General features: G+C 70.8%; 14 protein-coding genes and 1 pseudogene. 3 read left to right on the top strand and 12 right to left on the bottom strand.

Features of this window, described 5'->3' with window-relative positions:
* The first annotated feature begins 37 nt into the window (after nt 1-37).
* Nucleotides 38-3,553 (top strand): WD40 repeat domain-containing protein, encoded by a 3,516-nt coding sequence (locus tag OIE51_RS22585; RefSeq protein ID WP_326599592.1) that lies wholly within the window; start codon nt 38-40, stop codon nt 3,551-3,553.
* Here OIE51_RS22585 and OIE51_RS22580 read toward each other — a convergent pair whose 3' ends face one another.
* The 7 genes and pseudogenes from OIE51_RS22580 to polA all read right to left on the bottom strand — a co-directional run bounded on the left by OIE51_RS22580 (nt 3,554) and on the right by polA (nt 12,562).
* Complete coding sequence (locus tag OIE51_RS22580; protein WP_326599591.1) at nt 3,554-3,853, bottom strand: NIPSNAP family protein; 300 nt, start codon at nt 3,851-3,853, stop codon at nt 3,554-3,556.
* 37 nt (nt 3,854-3,890) lie between these two features.
* Complete coding sequence (locus OIE51_RS22575) at nt 3,891-4,541, bottom strand: RraA family protein (RefSeq protein WP_326600749.1); 651 nt, start codon at nt 4,539-4,541, stop codon at nt 3,891-3,893.
* Nucleotides 4,542-4,568: 27 nt separating this feature from the next.
* Nucleotides 4,569-5,180 (bottom strand): annotated as a pseudogene (gene coaE / locus OIE51_RS22570) (dephospho-CoA kinase); the annotation flags it as partial.
* Nucleotides 5,181-5,189: 9 nt separating this feature from the next.
* On the bottom strand, nt 5,190-6,140 hold the full coding sequence (locus tag OIE51_RS22565; protein WP_326599590.1) for a proteasome assembly chaperone family protein: 951 nt from the start codon (nt 6,138-6,140) through the stop codon (nt 5,190-5,192).
* 165 nt (nt 6,141-6,305) lie between these two features.
* Entirely contained in the window at nt 6,306-7,823 is a 1,518-nt protein-coding gene (gene rpsA, locus OIE51_RS22560) for a 30S ribosomal protein S1 (RefSeq protein ID WP_326599589.1), read from the bottom strand.
* Nucleotides 7,824-8,313: 490 nt separating this feature from the next.
* Nucleotides 8,314-9,609 (bottom strand): lytic murein transglycosylase, encoded by a 1,296-nt coding sequence (locus OIE51_RS22555; protein WP_442812075.1) that lies wholly within the window; start codon nt 9,607-9,609, stop codon nt 8,314-8,316.
* Nucleotides 9,610-9,856: 247 nt separating this feature from the next.
* Nucleotides 9,857-12,562 (bottom strand): DNA polymerase I, encoded by a 2,706-nt coding sequence (gene polA, locus OIE51_RS22550; protein WP_326599587.1) that lies wholly within the window; start codon nt 12,560-12,562, stop codon nt 9,857-9,859.
* 153 nt (nt 12,563-12,715) lie between these two features.
* On the opposite strand from polA, the gene OIE51_RS22545 reads away from it, so the two are divergent.
* A complete protein-coding gene (locus tag OIE51_RS22545) occupies nt 12,716-15,004 on the top strand; it encodes an FdhF/YdeP family oxidoreductase (RefSeq protein WP_326599586.1) in 2,289 nt (762 codons plus the stop codon).
* 23 nt (nt 15,005-15,027) lie between these two features.
* Entirely contained in the window at nt 15,028-15,543 is a 516-nt protein-coding gene (locus OIE51_RS22540) for a PaaI family thioesterase (RefSeq protein ID WP_326599585.1), read from the top strand.
* 1 nt (nt 15,544) lies between these two features.
* Here OIE51_RS22540 and OIE51_RS22535 read toward each other — a convergent pair whose 3' ends face one another.
* The 5 genes from OIE51_RS22535 to OIE51_RS22515 form a co-directional block, all read right to left on the bottom strand.
* Nucleotides 15,545-16,309, bottom strand: a complete 765-nt coding sequence (locus tag OIE51_RS22535; protein WP_326600747.1) for an ABC transporter ATP-binding protein — start codon at nt 16,307-16,309, stop codon at nt 15,545-15,547.
* 5 nt (nt 16,310-16,314) lie between these two features.
* Nucleotides 16,315-17,385: an ABC transporter ATP-binding protein gene (locus OIE51_RS22530; protein ID WP_326599584.1), complete on the bottom strand. Its 1,071-nt coding sequence runs from the start codon at nt 17,383-17,385 to the stop codon at nt 16,315-16,317.
* Nucleotides 17,382-18,767, bottom strand: a complete 1,386-nt coding sequence (locus OIE51_RS22525; RefSeq protein WP_326599583.1) for a branched-chain amino acid ABC transporter permease — start codon at nt 18,765-18,767, stop codon at nt 17,382-17,384. Before OIE51_RS22525 ends, OIE51_RS22530 begins: the two co-directional genes overlap by 4 nt.
* Nucleotides 18,764-19,687, bottom strand: coding sequence for a branched-chain amino acid ABC transporter permease (locus OIE51_RS22520; RefSeq protein WP_326599582.1), 924 nt, complete (start codon nt 19,685-19,687; stop codon nt 18,764-18,766). The genes OIE51_RS22525 and OIE51_RS22520 overlap by 4 nt, the downstream gene beginning before the upstream one ends.
* A 97-nt stretch (nt 19,688-19,784) precedes the next feature.
* Nucleotides 19,785-20,915, bottom strand: coding sequence for a branched-chain amino acid ABC transporter substrate-binding protein (locus OIE51_RS22515; protein WP_326599581.1), 1,131 nt, complete (start codon nt 20,913-20,915; stop codon nt 19,785-19,787).
* Nucleotides 20,916-21,131: the final 216 nt, after the last annotated feature.

Below are 21,131 nucleotides of genomic sequence, written 5' to 3'. Positions count from 1 at the left end.
GAAGGACCGTCTGCAGTTGCTCTTACAAGTCTTACTCGTGCTCGTCGCGAGCTTGCTGGGCATCGTCACCAACTACGCGACGAACGTGGACGACGTTCCGCTGCTGCTGCGCCTTCTCCAGCGGATCGCCGTACCCGGCATCGGGCTGCTCGTCGTCACGATGGTGATCGTCCAGGTGATCGTCTACCGCCTGGAGAACCCGGCACCCCCGCAGCGGCCCGACTGGCCTCGCGACCGGGTCCCCTATCCCGGCCTGGACGCCTTCGCCGAGGACGAGGCGGCTGTCTTCTTCGGCCGGGAGGCGGACACGGCCGACCTGACGCGCAGGCTCCACGAGGTGGCGCCCCGGACCACCGACAGGTTCATCGCCCTTGTCGGTGCCTCGGGCAGCGGAAAGTCCTCGCTGGTCAGGGCGGGCATCATGCCACGCCTGCGCGACCGGCGCTGGTCGGTTCTCCCCGCCTTCGCCCCCGGCTCCGAGCCGATGAGGGCACTGGCCACGGCCATAGCGACCGCCGTCGGAGACCGTGAGCCGGTGGACACGATCCTGCGGCGACTCCAGCGAGCACCGGAGGCCCTCGCCGAAGAGCTGGCGCGCTTGCGCGGAGGCGGCCGTTTCCAGCGCATGCTCCTCGTCATCGATCAGTTCGAGGAAGTCGTCACCCTGGCCGGTGAACGGGAACGCGGCCACTTCCTGGAAGCACTTCACAGGTGTGTGGAGCGCGATTCACGGCTCAGCGTGCTGGTAACGCTCCGTATCGACTTCCTCGGGGACCTGCTCAGCACGGAATACGCCGAGTACTTCCGCAACCCGATGGCCATCGGCGCACTCGGCAGACGGCAGCTCATCGAGGCGGTGGAGAAACCCGGTTCGCTGGTCGGCCTGTCTTTCGCGCCCGGTGTGGTGGACACCATCGTGAACGACACCGGCTCGAACGACGCGCTCCCGCTGCTCGCATACCTCCTCCAGGAGCTGTACTTCGGCTCGGGACCGGACGGAACCATCACCGAGGAGCTCTACCGCAGTCGGGGAGGGGTGGCCGGGGCCCTGGCCCGGCAGGCGGATCACACCGTGTCCGCGCTCCAGGGCGCGAACGCCATCGATTCCGTGCTGCGTGTATTGCTGCGGTTCGTCACCGTCCAGGGACAGGATGTCGCCCGGCGCCGGGTGTCGCTGACCGAACTGACGGACGTGGAGCGCCGGGTGGTGGACGCTTTCATCGACGCACGGCTTCTCGTGTCGGATACAGAAGGCGGAGACCACGCCGGCGGCGGGGCCTTCGCGCAAGTGACCCACGAGGCGCTGTTCCGCCAGTGGGCCCCCTTGCGACAGGAAGTCGAAACGCAGGCCGAGCACTTGCGGCAGCGCGCCGAGCTCGATCGGTGGGCGGGCGACTGGCGGCGCTCCGGGTGCAGCACCGACTATCTCCTGTCCGGTGAACGACTCGCCCTCGCCGAGCGGTGGCTGTCCGCCCTTGAGCAGAGCGGACAAACGTCGGACTCGGCCCGCGCCCTCGTCGAAGCCTCGCGCAGGCGGGATCTCGCCTTTCTGCGGCGTGTCTCGGACAGCGTCGGCCGGCACGTACTCAGCAGCGCCGAGCAGGACCCGGAGCTGGCGGTGCTGCTGTCTCTTGCCGCGCTGGGGGAATGCGCGTCGACGCCCGCCGCACAGCGCGGGCTGATGACGGCACTGGCGTTCAGCCATCTGCGTGCCCAGCTCGACGGGCACACCGACACCGTGCGGCACATCGCGTGGTCACCCAGCGGTCTGTGGCTGGCCACGGCGTCGCGCGATGGAACGGCGAGGATCTTCGAGGCGAGCTCCGGACGGCCGCTGCGGGTTCTGCGCTCCGGTGACGCGATGGTCGAAGGGGTGGCCTGGTCGCCCGACTCGACCAGACTCGCCACCGCTTCCCGCGACGAAGTGGTGCGGATCTGGGACGTGGCGTCGGGAGAGGTCCTTGCGTCGTTCTCGGGCGCTTCCGACATCGTGCGGCAGGTGGCCTGGTCTCCTGACGGACGGTGGGTGGCGGCGACATCCCGCGACTGCGCGGTGCGCGTCTGGGACTCCGTTACGGGCGATCTCCTGCATGAACTGCGTGGGCACCGTGGTGATGTGTGGGGCGTGGCCTGGGCCCCGGACAGCACCCGTCTGGCGACTGCGTCCCATGATCAGACGGCGATGGTCTGGGCTCTGACGACAGGCACGTCAGTCGCGACTCTCACCGGGCATTCCGACTTCGTGGAGGGAATCGCCTGGTCGCCCGACGGACGGAGCATCGCCACCGGCTCGGGTGATCACACCGTGCGCGTCTGGGACGCGCACACCGGGAACCCGCGACTGCTGGTCCGTGGACACGCGGACTACGTATGGAACATCGCCTGGTCGCCCGACGGACGGACACTCGCCTCCGCGTCATCCGACCGGACCGTGCGGGTCGTCGATGCCCAGGACGCCAAGACCGTGGCCGTGCTGCGCGGGCATACGGACACGGTGTGGGGTGTGACATGGTCACCGGACGGGCGCGGACTCGCCACCAGCTCGACGGACGGATCGGCCCGGATCTGGGACGTGCGGCCGCGGGGGGCCGAGTCGATGCTGCTGGACCGTCATCGGCGGCCCCTGAACCGGGCGGTCTGGTCCGGCGACGGCGAACGGATCGCCACTGCCTCCGACGACGGGACCGTGACGGTCTGGGACGCCTCGACGGGCGCACCCACCGGACGGCTCGTCGACCATGACGGCCGCGTCTGGAGCGTTGCGTGGTCACCGACCGGCGACCGTCTGGCCACAAGTTCCCATGACGGCGTTCTCCGCGTCGGGAGCGAGGTCTCAGGGGTCGCGTTCGAACGTCGGGACTCCGTCGTCGAGGCGATGGCCTGGTCGCCGGACGGCACCCGCGTCGCCACCGGCGACCACGACGGAATGCTGCGCGTGCTGGCGGCTGATTCGGGTGCGGAGCTCATGGCTCTGTCCGGCCATCAGGACTGGGTGGGCGGGGTCGCCTGGTCACCCAGTGGGCGGTTCATCGCCACCGCGTCCGACGACCGGACCTGCCGGTTGTGGGACGCGGCCGACGGCCGACAGCTCACCGTGCTCCGGGGCCATGAGAACTACGTGGACGACGTGGACTGGTCGCCGGACGAAGTCCGTGTCGTCACGGCCTCCGGGGACTGGACGGCCGCGCTGTGGGACGCCGCCACGGGGCACCGCGCGGCCACGTTGACAGGACACGAAGGCCGCGTCCGCGCTGTCGCCTGGTCCCGGGACGGCCGACGCATCGCCACAGGATCGGACGACCGGACTGTCCGGGTATGGTCCGCCGACACGCAGGAGCCACTCGCGGTGGTCGGCGTCCATCAAGACAGGGTCACTTCCGTTCAGTGGTCACCGGATGGGACCAAGCTGCTCACGGCCTCGACCGATGGCACCGCCCGCGTCTGGCCCGCCGATCCCGACTTCGCGCGCATACAGGCCACTGGCCACGGACGGGTCTTCAGGGTGCTGAGCGAGAGCGAGCGACAGCACCACATGCTGCCGTTGTCTCCGTAGTCACACCACTGGCTCGACCAGGCGCTCCTCGGTGCGCTCCACGTAGTCATCCGGATCGAGGTTCATGGCCGCGCGAGCAGGTGAGGCCCAGTAGAGCGCGTTCCGTTCGGCGAAGGTCTCCGGGCCGTCATAGGAGATGAGCCAGACGAACTGGTTCCGTTCACGGTCGGTCCAGGCCCCACCGATCTCGAAGCCCAGCTCAAGGCGCAGGGGCACGATCTGTGAACGCCAGCGCTCCACCCATGCGTCGAGCATGCCTTCCCGGACCGTATACGTACGGAGTTGCGTCGTTCTCGGCATCTGTGGGTTCTCCCGCTTCGACGGTCCGGCTAGCAGGTCACTCCTCGATCGCTCCGCCCATCGCGCGGAGGTGTTCGCGGAAGGTCAGGGACGGGGTCTCGCGGCGTGCGGTGAGGTAGGCGGGGAAGCCCACCTGTGTGCGCAGGGGCGTGCCCGCGCGGATCTGGTCGGCCTGGTGGTGTTCCGTGTCGCGGATGCTCTCCGCCAGGGTGAGGAGGTCCGGGGCGTGCGACGCCGGGATGAAGAGGGCGCCGTCGTCGTCGGCCAGGACCAGGTCGTCGCGGGTCACCGTCCACTCCCCCACCCGCGCGGACTCCAGGGCGTCGGCCGGGCGGGGGTCCAGGCGTTGGGGGCCGGTCGGGATGGCGCCCTGGCTGAAGACCGGGAGGCCGATCGCGCGGATGTCGGCCGTGTCGCGGTGCAGGCCCCAGATCACGATGCCCGCCAGGCCGGCCGCGCGGGCCTCCAGGACCATGAGGTCGCCGACGCACGCCTCGTCGGCGCGGCCGTCGTTGTCGACCACCAGCACATCGCCGGGGGCGGCCTCTTCGAGCGCTTCGAGGAAGATGTCGACGCTGCCCACATGTCGCGCGGGCAGGGCGCGGCCCGCCAGGCGGGCGCCCGGCGCCACGGCCCGGAGCGGGACGCAGCGCACCGGGACCCGCGCGCGGACGCAGGCGTCCGCCACGTGGGCCGTGGTCAGCGTCTCGAACCGGTGGCCCAGCTCCCGTGTGGTCCGCAGCTCGCGCAGGCGGTCCCACAGCGTGTCCACCTGGCGGGCCAGGTCGTCCACCGTGCCGTCGTTGTCCAGGACGAAGTCCGCGGTTTTCAGGCGGTCTTCGCGGGTGGCCTGGGCCGCCATGCGGGCGCGGGCGTCGGGTTCGGTCATGCCGCGCAGGCGAGTCAGGCGGTCGAGGCGGGTGGCTTCGGAGGCGTCCACGACCACCACCGCGTCGTAGAGGTCCGCGAGGCCGTTCTCGGTCAGCAGCGGCACGTCGTGCACGACGACGGCGTCCGGGGGCGCGGCGTCGCGGAGTTGGGCCGAGCGGGCGCCGACCAGGGGGTGGACGATCGCGTTGAGCGCCTGGCGGCGGCTCTCGTCGCCGAAGACGATCCGGCCGAGCCGCTCGCGGTCGAGCGCGCCATCGGCGGTGCGGATGCCGTCGCCGAACTCCGCGACGACGGCGGCCAGTCCGGGCGTGCCGGGCGCGACGACCTCCCGCGCGATCCGGTCCGCGTCCACGATCACCGCGCCGTGCGCGGCCAGCAGCCGCACCGCCTCGCTCTTGCCCGCGCCGATCCCGCCGGTCAGTCCCACATTCAGCATGCGGGCAGGCTACCGGTCGCCGTCGCCGTCCTCGCGCTCGGCCAGGAAGCGTTCGAAGACGGCGCCCAGCTCGTCGGCGGACGGCAGCTCGACCGGCTCCGCGACCAGGCTGCCCCGGGTGGCGGCGCCCGCGATGGCGTCGTACTGCTGCTCCAGGCCGCGCACGACGGCGACCAGCTCGGAATCGCCCTCGGCCAGCTCCCGTTCGATCTCGTTCTGCGTCTTGAGGGCGCGGATGCGCAGCGCGTGCGCGGCGTCCGGGAGCACCAGGCCGGTGGCGGCCGTGGCGGCTTCGAGGACGACGAGGGCCGCGTCCGGGTAACGGGAGCGGGCGACGTAGTGCGGGACGTGGGCGGCGACGCCGACCGCGTCGTGGCCGGCCTCGATCAACCGCAGCTCCAGCAACGCGGCGGCGCTACCGGGCACTTGGGCTTCCTCGAACACGCTGCGGTGGCCGGGCACGAGATCCGTGCGGTTGCCGTGCGGGGTCAGGCCGACGGGGCGGGTGTGCGGGACGCCCATCGGGATGCCGTGGAACGTCATCAGCATCCGGACCCGCAGGCGCTCCGCTATGTGCAGCACGGCGGCGGCGAACGCCTCCCACTCGACGTCCGGCTCGGGACCGGACAGCACGAGGAACGGCTGATGCGTCGCGTCCCGGACCAGGACGAGCTCCAGCTTGGGAGCCTGATACGCCGTCCACCGGTCGCGGTGGAACGTCATGCCCGGACGCTGCGCCCGGTAGTCCACGAGCCGGTCGTGGTCGAAACGGGCCACGGTCGTGGTCTCGTCGCCTTCGAGGAGCAGCTCGACAAGCTGCGCGCCGGCCTCACCGGCGTCCATGAAGCCGTCGAAGTGGTAGAGCAACACCGGGCCCGCGCTCTCCGCGCTGCCCGTTGCCTCGTCGACCCGGGCCAGTCCGGCAGGGTCCCATGCGAACAACTCCTGCGGATCGCGCACCGTCACCGCACCCCTTCCGCTGTCTCGCGTATGCAGAGGACAACGCACGGTACCGCGAAGGCATTCCCCGCGTCAGCAGCGACCGGAACGGGGCGGGCGGGCCGAAGGCCCGTCCCCGGGGTGGGGGACGGGCCTTCGGCCGTCAGCAGTGCCGGTGCCGTGTGATCAGCTCTGGCCGCCGGCCAGCTTCTCGCGGAGCGCCGCCAGCGCCTCGTCCGAAGCGAGAGCGCCCGCGTCGTCGGTCTGGGGCGACGAGTACGAGGACGCACCGCCACCGCCACCCGACTGCTGGCCGCCACCGCCGCCGCCACCACCGCCGGCCGACTCGGCCTCGGCCTGGGCGTCCGCCTCGCGCGACTTGATGACCTGCGCCTGGTGCTGCTCGAAGCGGGACTGCGCCTCCGCGTACTGGCGCTCCCACTCCTCGCGCTGCTTCTCGTACCCGGGCAGCCAGTCGTTCGCCTCCGGGTCGAAGCCCTCGGGGTAGATGTAGTTGCCCTGGTCGTCGTAGGACGCGGCCATGCCGTACAGCGTCGGGTCGAACTCGACCGCCATCGGGTCGGGCCCGAAGTTCTCGTTCGCCTGCTTCAGCGAGAGGCTGATCCGACGCCGCTCCAGGTCGATGTCGATGACCTTGACGAAGATCTCGTCGTTGACCTGGACGACCTGCTCCGGAATCTCCACGTGGCGCTCGGCCAGCTCGGAGATGTGCACCAGACCCTCGATGCCCTCGTCCACGCGGACGAACGCGCCGAACGGCACGAGCTTGGTGACCTTGCCGGGAACGACCTGGCCGATCTGGTGGGTCCGGGCGAACTGCTGCCACGGGTCTTCCTGGGTCGCCTTCAGCGACAGCGAGACGCGCTCGCGGTCCATGTCGACGTCCAGGACCTCGACCGTGACCTCCTGGCCGACCTCGACCACCTCGGAGGGGTGATCGATGTGCTTCCAGGACAGCTCGGAGACGTGGACCAGACCGTCCACACCGCCCAGGTCCACGAAGGCGCCGAAGTTGACAATGGAGGAGACGACGCCGGAGCGCACCTGGCCCTTCTGGAGGGTGGTGAGGAAGGTCTGGCGGACCTCGCTCTGCGTCTGCTCCAGCCAGGCACGGCGGGAGAGGACGACGTTGTTGCGGTTCTTGTCGAGCTCGATGATCTTGGCTTCGAGCTCCTTGCCGACGTACGGCTGGAGGTCGCGGACACGGCGCATCTCGACGAGGGACGCGGGCAGGAAGCCCCGCAGACCGATGTCGAGGATCAGGCCGCCCTTGACAACCTCGATCACCGTGCCGGTGACGATGCCGTCCTCGTCCTTGATCTTCTCGATGGTGCCCCAGGCGCGCTCGTACTGGGCGCGCTTCTTGGACAGGATCAGCCGGCCCTCCTTGTCCTCCTTCTGGAGAACAAGGGCCTCGATCTCGTCGCCGACGGCCACGACCTCGTTCGGGTCGACATCGTGCTTGATCGACAACTCGCGCGAGGGAATGACGCCCTCGGTCTTGTAACCGATGTCGAGCAGGACCTCGTCCCGGTCGACCTTCACGATGACGCCGTCGACGATGTCGCCGTCGTTGAAGTACTTGATCGTCTCGTCGATCGCGGCGAGGAAGGCTTCCTCGGAACCGATGTCGTTGACCGCAACCTGCGGAGTGGTCGCGGGAGTCTCGGTGCTGCTCGTCATGTGGTAAAGGGCTCCGGTACGGACATGTTTCGTAGGCACTGCTACGCCGGAGCCCGTATCGCACTGCCGAAGCCGGACAGCCTAGGAAGCGCTCTCCATATGGTCCGAAAACCGGAAGCGCCTCGACAACCGAGGGGACATACAACAGGTGCGAGCGCGACCTACTCTGTCTGAGGCGTGCAGGCCCGCAGCGCGCCTTATAGCATACGGGCGCAGGCAGGCGGGGTCAATGCGCGGTTCGCCCCACGAGGGGCACTATCGGGCCAAAAGTGACACATCCCAGCTCACGCGGCATGTGAGTCGCCCGTCACACCACGCCGCGCCGGGTGGGATCGCGCGGGGGGCCACACAGCCTACGGGACCGCGCCACCACGCGGGACGGGAGCGGGAAAACTCCCGCCGGGCCCCGCGGAGCGGGCCGCTGGATGCCACGAGCCCCCGCGGCCGGGCGGTGTCGGCGCGCCCGGCCGCAGGGGCTCGTATGGCTGGATCAGTCCGTGCGGCGGGTGGCCGTCGCGTCGGATTCCGTCGGGGTGGGCGAGGGCTCGGGGGTCTCCGGATCCGTGGGGGTCTCCGGATCCGTGGGGGTCTCGGGGTCCTCGGGCGTTTCGCAGCCCTCGCCGGGGTCGGTCGGGTCCGTGCCGGGGTCCGGCTCCTCGGTGCCCGGGTCGGTCGGCGTGGGGGTCGGGGTGGGGGTCGGGGTCGGCTCGGCCGGCTCCGTCGGGTCGGTCGGCTCGCCCGGCTCCGTCGGGTCCGTCGGGCACTCCGGGTCCGTGGGCTCGCCCGGCTCGGTCGGGTCCGTGGGGTCGGTCGGCTCGCCCGGCTCCGTCGGCTCGCCCGGCTCGGTGGGCTCCCCGGGGGTCTCCGGGTCCGTCGGGGTCGGGGTCGGCGTCGGCGTCGGGTCGGAGGGCTCGCCGGGGGTCTCCGGGTCCGTCGGGCGCGGGCCGGGCGTCGCCCCGGGCGCCGGCTCCTCCGCACGGTCGTCCTGGCTGTCCGGGTTGCCGGCGCCGGGGGTGCCGGGCAGCGGGCCCTCGCCGTCGGGAACCTCGTGGACGCCCGTGTAGTAGTAGTCGATCCAGGCCCGCACGGTCCGGACGTAGTCCCACGAGTGGTTGTAGCTGAGCAGCGCGCGGTCGAGGCCGGCCGAGACGGCCAGGCTGCGACCGGATGCGCACAGGTAGTCACCGGCGGCCAGCGCCGCGTCATACACGTTGTTCGGGTCGGCGACGCCGTCGCCGTTGCCGTCCGCGCCCCACATGGCCCAGGTGGAGGGGATGAACTGCATCGGGCCCACGGCCCGGTCGAACAGCCCGTCGCTGTCCCAGCGGCCGGCGTCCGTGTCGCTGATGGAGGCGAAGCCGTCGCCGTTGAGGACCGGGCCCAGGATCGGGGAGACGGTGGTGCCGTCCGCGTCCACCGCGCCGCCCCGGGCGTGGCCGGACTCGACCTTGCCGATTCCCGCCAGCACGCGCCAGTCCAGCTCACATCCGGGAGTGGTCTCGCCGACCGTCGCCTGGGCCCGCCGGTAGGCGTCGAGCACGGTGGCCGGTATACCGGCCTCGGCCGGGCCGATGGCGATCGTCTCGCTGTCCGGGTCCGCGTCGTCCTTGTCCGGCTCCGCCGTGTCGAGCGGGGGCAGGTCGGTGTGGTACGGAAGCTCGGTCGGCTCCTCGGCGGCATCCGGTATGTCCGGCTCCTCCGCAGCGGTCCGCTCGCGTGACTCCGGTCGGCCGGCGCCGTCGCCGGCCAGCATCTCGGGTGCCTGCGACGCGGTGAGCGCGGCCATCGCCGCCGCCGCGAGCGCCGAGCCCGAGAGTCCCTTTCGGATCCTGCCGTTACGCAACCCCACGTGCGTTCCCCTCCAACTGGCGTCCGGTGGTGCTGTCTTCGTTGACCGGAACGACAGTACGACACAGGATCGTGAGGGGCCAGGACGAGCGAGTGACGCTGATGTGACGGTTGAGGAGGAAGAGCTTCACCATCCGCGAATTCCGCTAAGTCCCTGTACATCCCTTCCGTGCCGACTGATCCCCTCAGTGCGCGGCGGACTCCCAGGTGACGCCCGAGCCTACCGACACATCGAGGGGGGCGCGCAGCGTCACCGCGTGCGCCATCTCGTGCCGCACCAACTCCTCCACCTGCTTCCGCTCGCCGGGCGCGATCTCCAGCACGATCTCGTCGTGGACCTGGAGCAGCATCCGGGTGCCGAGCTTCTCGCGGCGCAGCGCGTCGTCCACGCGGAGCATCGCGATCTTCACAATGTCGGCGGCGGTGCCCTGGATCGGGGCGTTGAGCGCCATGCGCTCCGCCATCTCCCGGCGCTGCCGGTTCGAGCTGGTGAGGTCGGGCAGATAGCGGCGGCGGCCCAGCAGCGTCTGGGTGTACCCGGTGGCCCTGGCCTCCTCGACCACCCGGCGCAGATAGTCGCGGACACCGCCGAACCGCTCGAAATAGGTGTCCATCAGCTTGCGGGCCTCGTCCGGCCCGATGGAGAGCTGCTGGGAGAGACCGAACGCGGACAGGCCGTACGCCAGCCCGTAGCTCATGGCCTTGATCTTGCGCCGCGTCTCCGGGTCCACCTGGTCCCGGCCGACGCCGAAGACCTGCGAGGCGACCGTGTCGTGCAGGTCCTCGCCCGAGGTGAACGCCTCGATCAGGCCCGCGTCCTCGGAGAGGTGGGCCATCACGCGCAGCTCGATCTGGCTGTAGTCGGCGGTCAGCAGCGACTCGAAGCCCTCGCCCACGACGAAGCCGCGGCGGATCGCCCGGCCCTCGTCGGTGCGGACCGGGATGTTCTGCAGGTTGGGATCGGTGGACGACAGGCGGCCGGTGGCCGCCACCGTCTGCTGGAACGTGGTGTGGATGCGGCCGTCCGAGGCGATCGTCTTGATCAGGCCCTCGACCGTGGTGCGCAGCCGTGCCTGCTCGCGGTGGCGCAGCATGATGACCGGCAGCTCGTGCTCGGTCTGCGCCGCGAGCCACGCCAGCGCGTCGGCGTCCGTCGTGTAGCCCGTCTTCGTCTTCTTCGTCCGGGGCAGGCCCAGCTCCCCGAAGAGGACCTCCTGAAGCTGCTTGGGCGAGCCCAGGTTGAACTCGTGGCCGACCGAGGCGTGCGCCTCGGAGACCGCCTGCTGGACGGCCGCGGCGAACTGCTGCTCCAGACCTTCCAGCCACGCCCGGTCGGCGGCGATACCCGCCCGCTCCATCCGGGCCAGCAGCGCCGAGGTCGGCAGCTCCAGATCGTCCAGCAGCTCGTCCGCCCCGACGTCGGCCAGCCGGGCGCGGAACAGCACCCCGAGGTCCACGACGGTCCGCGCCTGCCGCATCAGCGACTCGGCCTCGGCCGTGTCGTCCGCGCCGAACGCGAGCTGCCCGCTGTCGTCGGCGGGCCGGTCCAGCTCGCGGCCGAGGAACTCCACGCTCAGCGCGTCCAGCGCGAAGGAGCGGCGGCCCGGCTGGACCAGATAGGCGGCGAGCGCGGTGTCCATGGTGATGCCCGCGACCTGCCAGCCGTGCTCGGCGAAGACCCGCTGCAACGCCTTGGCGTTGTGCAGGACCTTGGGCCGGACCGCGTCCGCCGCCCAGTCCGCGAACGCTCGCTCGTCCGCCTCGTCGAGCTCTGCCGGGTCGAACCAGGCGGCCGGGCCCTCGGCGGTGGCCAGCGCCACCGCGTGCACGCTGCCCGCACCCAGCTTCCAGGAGTCCGCGGTGGCCACGCCCAGCGGCTGCCCGCCATGCCCGGCCAGCCACGGCCCCAGGGCCCCGGCGGCCAGCACCTCGCCGTCCACCTCGATGCCGCCCGCCACGGCCGCCGCCTCCTCGCCCACCGCGCCCGGGTCGACCGCGAACAGCCGCTCGCGCAGATTCGGGTTCCGGAATTCGAGGGCGTCCAGCAGCCCGGTCACCGCCATCACGTCATACGGCTCGCGCACCAGGTCGGCCGGGCCGCGGCCGAGGTCCACGTCCCGCACCAGCTCGGTCAGCACCCGGTTCAGCTTGACGGACTCCAGGTGCGCCCGCAGGCCCTCCCCCGCCTTGCCCTTCACCTCGTCGGCGCGCTCCACCAGGCCGTCCAGCGAGCCGAACTGGGTGATCCACTTGGCCGCCGTCTTCTCCCCCACGCCCGGGATGCCCGGCAGATTGTCCGAGGGGTCGCCGCGCAGCGCCGCGAAGTCCGGGTAGAGAGCCGGCGGCAGGCCGTACTTCTCCCGCACCTTCTCCGGCGTGAAGCGCGTCAGCTCCGAGACGCCCTTGGTCGGATAGAGCACGGTCACCCGGTCGCTCACCAGCTGGAACGCGTCCCGGTCGCCGGTCACGATCGACACCTGGAAGCCCTCGGAGGCCGCGAGCGTGGCCAGCGTGGCGATCACGTCGTCCGCCTCGAAGCCCGCCACCGCGAACCGGGGCACCCGCATCGCGTCCAGCAGCTCCCCGATCAGCTCCACCTGCCCCTTGAACTCGTCGGGCGTCGCGGACCTCGTCGCCTTGTACTCCGTGAAGCGCTCGGAACGCCAGGTCACGCGGGAGACGTCGAAGGCGACCGCCAGATGCGTCGGCGCCTCGTCCCGCAGGGTGTTCGCCAGCATGGAGGTGAAGCCGTAGATCGCGTTCGTCGGCTGGCCCACCGTCGTCGTGAAATTCTCCGCGGGCAGCGCGAAGAAGGCACGGTACGCCAGCGAATGCCCGTCCAGAAGGAGCAGGCGGGGCGCGGTGGTCGTCTGCGATGCGTTCTCAGCCACGGTCCCGATCCTCCCACGCCCCACTGACACTCCCCGCCCGTCGTGCGACGATCGTCCCCGCTCACCAGCCGTTCCCGAGTCCCCGCCCCCGATCCGCGTCCCGAACCCCGCCCCGATCCCGATCCCCGAGCCGCACTCCAGGGAGAGCCGCCCATGGCAGCCAAGCCGCCCGCCGACGACCCGCGCCAGGACGCCCCGGAGGTGAGCGCCCCGCGGGACTCGGCGGCCGGACTGCCCGGCATCGGCCACGCCCTGCGGCACGCGCGGCGGGAGATGGGGGTCGCGCGCGGCACCCGGGCACTGCTGCGGGTCAACCAGCCGGACGGCTTCGACTGCCCGGGCTGTGCCTGGCCGGAGCCGGCCACACCGCACGTCGCCGAGTTCTGCGAGAACGGCGCCAAGGCCGTCGCCGAGGAGGCGACGCTGCGCCGGGTGACCCCTTCCTTCTTCGCGGAGCATCCGGTCGCGGAGCTGGCCGAGCGGTCCGGATACTGGCTCGGGCAGCAGGGGCGCCTGACCCGTCCCATGTATCTGCCCGAGGGCGGCGACCGGTACGAGCCGATCGGCTGGGACGAGGCGTTCGACCTGATCGCGGCCGAGCTGCGCGCGCTGGACTCCCCCGACGAGGCCGTGTTCTACACCTCGGGCCGCACGAGCAACGAGGCGGCGTTCCTCTACCAGCTCTTCGCCCGCCGGTTCGGCACGAACAACCTGCCCGACTGCTCGAACATGTGCCACGAGTCGTCCGGCTCCGCGCTGACCGAGACGCTCGGTGTCGGCAAGGGCAGCGTGCTCCTGGACGACCTCCACCGCGCGGACCTGATCATCGTGGCCGGGCAGAACCCCGGCACCAACCACCCGCGCATGCTGACCGCACTGGAGAAGGCGAAGGCGGCCGGGGCCCGGATCATCACGGTCAACCCGCTGCCGGAAGCGGGCATGGAGCGGTTCAAGAACCCGCAGACCGCCCGGGGACTGGCCGGGCCGGGCACCCCGCTGACCGACCTCTTCCTCCAGATCAGGCTCGGCGGCGACCAGGCGCTGTTCCGGCTCCTCAACAAGCTCGTCCTGGAGCGGGAGGGCGCCGTCGACACCGCCTTCGTACGCGACCACACCCACGGCTTCGAGGAGTTCGCCGCCGCGGCGCGCTCGGCCGATTGGGAGGGCACGCTGCGCGCCACGGGCCTCGACCGGGAGAGCATCGAACGCGCGCTGGCCATGGTGCTCGGAGCGCGCTCGATCATCGTCTGCTGGGCGATGGGCCTCACGCAGCACAAGCACTCGGTGCCCACCATCAAGGAGGTCGTCAACTTCCTTCTGCTGCGCGGCAACATCGGCCGCCCCGGCGCGGGCGTCTGCCCGGTGCGCGGCCACAGCAACGTCCAGGGCGACCGCACGATGGGCATCGTGGAACGGCCGACGCCCGCTCTTCTCAAGGCGCTGGAGCGGGAGTTCGGCTTCGTGCCGCCGCGGCGGCACGGCCTGGACGTCGTCAACTCCATCCGGGCGCTGCGCGACGGCGCGGTGCGGGTCTTCTTCGCCATGGGCGGTAACTTCGTGGCCGCCAGTCCCGACACCGCCGTCACCGAGGCCGCGATGCGCCGGGCCCGGCTGACCGTGCACGTCTCGACCAAGCTCAACCGCTCGCACTGCGTCACCGGCACCAGGGCCCTGATCCTGCCCACGCTCGGCCGCACCGAGCGCGATGTGCGGGCGGCGGGCGAGCAGTTCGTCACGGTGGAGGACTCGATGGGGGTCGTGCACGCCTCGCGGGGGCGGCTGCGGCCGGCGAGCGAGCACCTGCTGTCCGAGCCCGCCATCGTCTGCCGCCTCGCGCGCCGGGTGCTGGGGGACGACGACGCCGTGCCGTGGGCCGCGTTCGAGAAGGACTACCGCGCGATCCGGGCGAGCATCGCCCGGGTGATCCCCGGCTTCACGGGCTTCGAGGCGCGGGTGGCGCGCCCCGGCGGCTTCACGCTCCCGCACGCGCCGCGCGACGTCCGGCGCTTCCCCACCGCGACCGGCAAGGCCAACTTCAGCGCCGACCCGGTCACGCACCCCACCGCGCCCGAGGGGCGGCTGCTGTTGCAGACGCTGCGCTCGCACGACCAGTACAACACCACGATCTACGGCCTGGACGACCGCTACCGGGGGATCACCGGCGGGCGCCGCGTCGTCCTGGTGCACCCCCGGGACGCGGGCGCCCTCGGGCTGGCCGACGGCGCGTACGCCGACATCACCAGCGAGTGGACCGACGGCACCGAGCGCACCGCGCCGGGCTTCCGCGTGGTGCACTATCCGACGGCGCGCGGCTGCGCCGCCGCGTACTACCCGGAGACGAACGTGCTGGTGCCGCTCGACGCGACCGCCGACATCAGCAACACCCCGGCGGGCAAGTCCCTGGTGATCCGGCTCACCCCCACCGCCGGCACCGGCGTCTGATCAAACCTGATAGAACGCTGCCCATGGGAGAGCCAACGACGACGCGGTTTCCGGCGGCCATCATCGACCAGTGGGCCGGACTCGGCATCGACCTGCCCGCGCTGTTCTCCGCCGGGGCGCTGGGGGAACGCATGGGGCTGCGGATTCTGGAGGCCGCCGCCGAGAAGGTGGTCGGGACGCTGCCGGTGGAGGGGAACACCCAGCCGTACGGCCTGCTGCACGGCGGCGCGTCCGCCGTGCTGGCCGAGACGCTGGCGTCGGTGGGCGCGATGCTGCACGCCGGGCCGAACAAGATGGTCGTCGGCGTGGACCTGAGCTGTACCCATCACCGGGGGGTGCGCACGGGCACGGTGACCGGCGTGGCGACCCCGGCGTACGCCGGACGGACCGCCGCGACGTACGAGATCGTGATCACCGACGAGCGCGGCAAGCGGGTGTGCACGGCACGGCTGACATGCGCGCTGCGGCCCGCCGCCCAGCAGGGGCAGGCCCCTGACCAGGCGACGGGATCCGCGTTCCCGAACGGCTCGGTCGCGTGAGCTACTCGGCGACCTCGCCCAGGTAGGCGGCCCGCACCCGGGGGTCGGACAGCAGGGCGGACGCCTCGTCGGACATCACGACGGCACCGGTCTCCAGCACGTAGCCCCGGTCGGCCAGTTGCAGGGCCTGGGAGGCGTTCTGCTCCACCAGGAGGAGCGTGGTGCCCTGGGCGTTGATCTCCTTGAGGATCTCGAAGATCTGCTGCACGATCAGCGGCGCGAGCCCCATGGACGGCTCGTCCAGCAGCAGCAGCTCCGGTTTCCCCATCAGCGCCCGGCCGATCGCCAGCATCTGCTGCTCGCCGCCCGAGAGGGTGCCGCTGATCTGCTTGCGGCGCTGCGCGAGCACCGGGAAGAGCGTGAACACCCGCTCCATGTCGGCCGGATCGGGGCGCCGCAGCCGGTACGCGCCCATCTTCAGGTTCTCCAGAACGGACATTCGCGCGAAGACCCGGCGGCCCTCGGGGACGTGCCCGATTCCGAAGCGGACCAGCTCGTGCGACTTGATCCCGTCCACCCGCTCGCCGCGCAGCAGCACTTCGCCGGAACGCGGGGCGAGCATGCCCGAAGCGGCTTTCAGGGTGGTCGACTTGCCGGCGCCGTTGGCGCCGAGGAGGGCGACGACCTCGCCCTCGGCGACCGTCAGGCTGATGCCCTTCAGCGCCTCGATGGCGCCGTAATAGACGCGCAGGTCGCGCAGTTCGAGCAGCGCGGGCACCGCGGACGCTGCCTCCGGCGCCGGTCCGGGCTCCTTCTCCAGTCCCACGCCGCTCACGACCGCTCCTCCTTGTTCCCGACGTCCCCCGCGGGCTCGACGTCCCCAGCGGGCCCGGTGTCCCCAGCGGGCCCGGTGTCCCCAGCGGGCCCGGTGTCCCCAGTGGGCCCGGTGTCCCCGGCGGGCTCGGCGTCCCCGGCAGCGGGCTCGGCGTCTCCTGCCACGTCCGCCACGTCAGCCGCGTCAGCCGCGTGTTCCGCCTGCTCGGCCACCATCTCCGCGACCGCCGCCCGCTCTTCCTCGGCGGACGCGCCGAGGTACGCCTCGATCACCGCCGCGTCCTGCTGGACCTCCAGCGGGGTGCCCTCGGCGATCTTCTTGCCGAAGTTCAGCACCACCACCCGGTCCGCGACCGACATCACCAGCTTCATGTCGTGCTCGATCAGCAGCACGCTCACGCCCAGCTCGGTGTTGATGTTCCGGATCAGGCCCTCAAGGTCCCGCTTCTCCGTCGGGTTGGTGCCCGCCGCCGGCTCGTCCAGCAGCAGCAGCTCCGGGTCGGTCGCCAGCGCCCGCGCGATCTCCAGACGCCGCTGCTCGCCGTAACTCAACGACGAGGCCAGCTCGTTGAGCCGCCCTTCGAGGCCGACGAACGACAGCACCCGGTGCGCCTTCTCGTCACTGGCCCGCTCGTCACGGCGGGCGTTCGGCAGGCCCAGCATGATGGAGATCGCATCGGTCTTCTGCCGCGTCTCGGCGGCGATCTTCACGTTCTCCAGCACGGTCAGCGCGCCGAACAACCGGATGTTCTGGAACGTTCTGGCCACCCCGAGGCGGCTCACCTTGTGCGGCTTGCGCCCGCGCAGCTCGTGCGAGCCGCCCGCGCGCGAGTGGAAGGTGATGGTGCCCTGCTGCGGCACGTACGCGCCGGTCAGCGAGTTGAACAGGGAGGTCTTGCCCGCGCCGTTCGGCCCGATGACCGCCAGGATCTCGCCGCGGCCCATGCGCAGGTCCACGTTGTCCAGGCTGGTCAGGCCGCCGAAGCGCAGCGTGACGCCCGTCGCGTCCAGCACGTCGCCCACCGCCTTCGCGGGCCCGGCCTCCGTCTTCGTCAGCTCCTCGGTCATCCCTGCGCACCTCCCGGCTGCGCGCCCAGCGCGTCGGCGCCTCCGACACCTTCCTCGGCCATCTTCAGCTCCCGCTGCCGCCGCCGCGAGGGCCACAGGCCCTGCGGGCGGTAGATCATCATGATCACCAGCAGCGCGCCCAGGTACATGTACCGGTCCTGCGGGTCCACCCGGTCCCTCAGGAATTGCGGCAGCCACACCAGGACCGCCGTGCCGGCCAGCACACCGGGAACCGAGCCCATGCCGCCGAACACCACGTACGACAGCGCGAGCACCGAGAAGAGCACCACGAACTGCTCGGGGTTGACGAACGCCTGCTTGCTCGCGTAGATCACCCCGGCGATGCCGGAGGTGGACGCGCCGATGGCGAACGCCAGCAGCTTGAACCGCACGGTGTCCACACCCGTCGCGGCGGCGGCGACCTCGTCCTCGCGGATCGCGGTCCAGGCCCGGCCGATGCGCGAATGCTCCAGCCGCAGGAACAGGCCGATGATCACGACCACGAAGCCGAGCTGGAGCCAGTAGTACGGCACCGGGTCCAGCTTCCACTGGTACGACCAGAATCCGAGGTCGATCGAGAATCGGTCCAGGCCGTTCGCGCCGCGCGTGCCGCCGGTGAACTCCGAGTAGTTCTTCGCCACCAGATAGACGATCTCGTGGAAGCCGAGCGTCACGATGGCCAGATAGTCGCCGCGCAGCCGCAGCGTCGGGGCGCCCAGCAGGACGCCGGCGATCAGACACGTGATCACGGCCAGCGGGATCACCAGGAAGTTGTTCAGCTCGACGGGCGGCTCGACGGGCAGGCCGCCGGTCCAGTACGCGGAGCTGTAGGCGCCGATCGCGAAGAACGCGATGAAGCCCAGGTCCAGCATGCCCGCCCAGCCGATGACGACGTTCAGGCCGATCGCCAGCATCACGTAGACGCCGATCTGGTCGACCAGCACCTGCTGCCAGAACGTGGTCACGGTCAGCGGCAGGACGATCAGCACCACGAGCAGCGCGGCGAGCGCGCCCCAGCGGTACGAGCGCCGGCCGGCCAGCCGGCCGGACACCTCACGGACCTTCTGCCCCGGCCCGGCGACCCTGTCGCGGACGCGGGCGGTGGAGCGGACGACCGCGTCGTTGAAGAACTCGCGGATCAGCCAGATCGCCACGGCGATGCCGACCCAGACCCCGACGGCGCCGCCCTTGAAGTTCTGCTCCAGGGCGTAGAAGAGGTCGTTGCGCACGCCCTGTTCGCCGGTGACCTGGGCCATCACGACGGCGAGCACGAGCAGCGCGCCGAGCCGGCGCCACCGGGGCTGTTCGTACCATGTGCCCTTGCGGAGCCTGGCCGCCGCGGACAGCGGCGTCTTGGCCACCGTCGTCGTGCCCGCGCTCATGCCGTCCTCCCCACACGCTCACCCAGCAGACCCGTCGGGCGGAACATCAGCACGAGCACCAGCACGGCGAACGCGCCCACGTACCGCCAGGCGTCGCCCCAGATCTCGACGGTGAACGACTCGACCACGCCGAGCGTGAGACCGCCGAGCATGGCACCGCGCACATTGCCGATTCCGCCGAGGACCGCCGCGGCGAACGCGGTGATGCCGGGCAGGAAGCCCATCGTGTACTCGACCTGGAGGTTGGTGCCGAAGAGGAAGCCGGCCACGCCGCCCATCAGGCCGCCGAGCACGAAGGTCCGGGACACCACCTTGTCGATGTCCACGCCCATCAGCGACGCCACTTCCGGATCCTGCGCCACCGCCCTGATGCCCGAGCCCATCTTGGTCCGGTTCACCACGATGTCGACGGTGACCAGCATCAGCACGCCGGCCAGCACGATGATGAACTGGGTGACGCTGACGGGGGCGCCGAGAACCTCGAACAGCTTCTTGTTCTCGTACATCGTGGGCATCTTGATCGGGTAGCGCCCGAACAGCTTGCCCGCGAGGTTGTAGAGGAAGAACGAGGCGCCGATCGCCGTTATGAGGAAGACGAGGCGCGGGGCGTTGCGTCTGCGGAGCGGTTGGTAGGCGGCCTTTTCGAGACCGAAGGCGACCGCGCCGCCGAGGACCGCTCCGGCGCATATGCCGAGCAGGACGTACCCGACCGACTGGAGGCCGGAGGGATCGGCGACCGGCTCCACGATGGTCAGGGCGATGACGCCGCCGAATCCACCGGACATGAAGACCTCGCTGTGCGCGAAGTTCAGGAGCTGGAGCACGCCGTAGACGAGCGTGTAGCCAATGGCGATGACGGCGTAGAGCGAGCCGAGCACCACACCCAGGACGAGAACGTCCCAGATATCGGAAAGGGACATGGACTGACTTCCTTGTGGGAACGAGCGGCGAGCCGGACGCCCCGGCCGGCGGGACGGAGCGGATCACGCCCCGCCTCCGCCGGAACCGGGCTGTCCGTCAGCCGATCAGCTCTTCGGTGGCACCCAGATAACCGATGACGCCGTCCTCGACCTGGTACATGAAGATCGCGTCATTGGTGAACTCACCGTTCTCGTCGAAGGAGAACGTCTTGGTGAGGCCCTGGTACTCGACGCCGGCGAGGGCGTTGTACAGGTCCTCGCGGCTCGGGTCACCGCCCAACTCGGCGATCTGCTCGATGATCATGTTGGCGATGTCGTAGGACTCCGCGGAGTACGTGCCCGGCGCCTGGTCGAACTCTTCCTGGTAGCGCTCGGCGAACTCCTGAGTCCCCTCCTCCTCGGCCGCGTTGGTGCACGGGCAGGTGAGGTACCAGCCCTCGGCGGCGTCGCCGGCGAGGTTGATCAGCTCGTCGTCGTTGGAGCCGTCGCCGGAGATCCCGATGCCGTCGAAGCCGGCCTCGTTGAGGCGGGTGGTGAACGGCGCCAGCGCCTCGTAGTAACCCGCGTAGACCAAGGCGTCCACCCCGGATTCCACGACGGTGCGGGCGGCGTTGCTGTAGTCGACGGTGTCCTGGGGGACGCTCTCGCGCCGGATGTCGACCCCGGCCTCGGTGAGGTCGGCCTCCGCGACATCGGCGAGGCCCTCGCCGTACGGGGTCACGTCGTCGATCACCATGACGCTGTCCACGCCGTCCTGGCCGGAGAGGAAGTCCGCCATCGCGGCGCCCTGGGCGTTGTCGTTGGGAACGGCACGCAGGAAGGTGCCGAAGTCCTGCTCGGTCAGGGTCGGGTTGGTCGCGGAGGGCGTGACCGCCGCGAGACCGGCCTGACCGTAGAGCGGGCCGGAGACGTTGGTCGGGCCGGAGAACGCGGGACCGATGACCGCGACGACGTCCGAGTCGTCGATCGCGCTCTGCGCGGCGGTGGTGGCCTCCGTCTCGGAGCCCTGGTCGTCGGCGGCGAAGTACTCCAGCTCGAAGTCGTAGTCGCCGGAGGCGTTGGCCTCGTTGATCGCGAGCTGGATGCCGCGTTCCATGTTCTCCCCGAGGCCGACGTTCTGGCCGGAGAGCGGACCCTGATAAGCGATCTTGATGGTCGAACCACCGTCGTCACTACTGCAACCGGTGAGCAACAGCGCGCCGGCCGCGACGGGTATCGCGAGCCTCACGATGGATTTGTTGAGCACTTCGAAAACCCCCTGGAGCGAGCCAGACGTGTTGTCACCGCACACTCCCCATGCGCAACGGCACACCGGTGCGGTGTGCAGCGGAATCTATTGCCCTACGAGCTGCACGAACACACTGTCGCGACAGATGTGATCGCCTCGTGACCTCTGGCACACGTCGGTAACAGAACACGGCCGACCGGTGAGCGGACGATCCGG

The organism is Streptomyces sp. NBC_01803, from assembly GCF_035917415.1.
Lineage (GTDB): Bacteria > Actinomycetota > Actinomycetes > Streptomycetales > Streptomycetaceae > Streptomyces.
The sequence above is the reverse complement of the archived record's forward strand: the minus strand, read 5'-3'. Positions and strand labels throughout refer to the sequence as shown.

Excerpts from the sequence above, each read along its gene's own strand:
- OIE51_RS22580 (WP_326599591.1), bottom strand. The coding sequence starts at position 3,853 with ATGCCGAGAACGACGCAACTCCGTACGTATACGGTCCGGGAAGGCATG.
- rpsA (WP_326599589.1), bottom strand. The coding sequence starts at position 7,823 with ATGACGAGCAGCACCGAGACTCCCGCGACCACTCCGCAGGTTGCGGTC.
- OIE51_RS22555 (WP_442812075.1), bottom strand. The coding sequence starts at position 9,609 with ATGGCCGCGCTCACCGCGTCGCAGGCACCCGAGATGCTGGCCGGCGAC.
- OIE51_RS22545 (WP_326599586.1), top strand. The coding sequence starts at position 12,716 with ATGGCAGCCAAGCCGCCCGCCGACGACCCGCGCCAGGACGCCCCGGAG.
- OIE51_RS22540 (WP_326599585.1), top strand. The coding sequence starts at position 15,028 with ATGGGAGAGCCAACGACGACGCGGTTTCCGGCGGCCATCATCGACCAG.
- OIE51_RS22530 (WP_326599584.1), bottom strand. The coding sequence starts at position 17,385 with ATGACCGAGGAGCTGACGAAGACGGAGGCCGGGCCCGCGAAGGCGGTG.
- OIE51_RS22525 (WP_326599583.1), bottom strand. The coding sequence starts at position 18,767 with ATGAGCGCGGGCACGACGACGGTGGCCAAGACGCCGCTGTCCGCGGCG.
- OIE51_RS22520 (WP_326599582.1), bottom strand. The coding sequence starts at position 19,687 with ATGTCCCTTTCCGATATCTGGGACGTTCTCGTCCTGGGTGTGGTGCTC.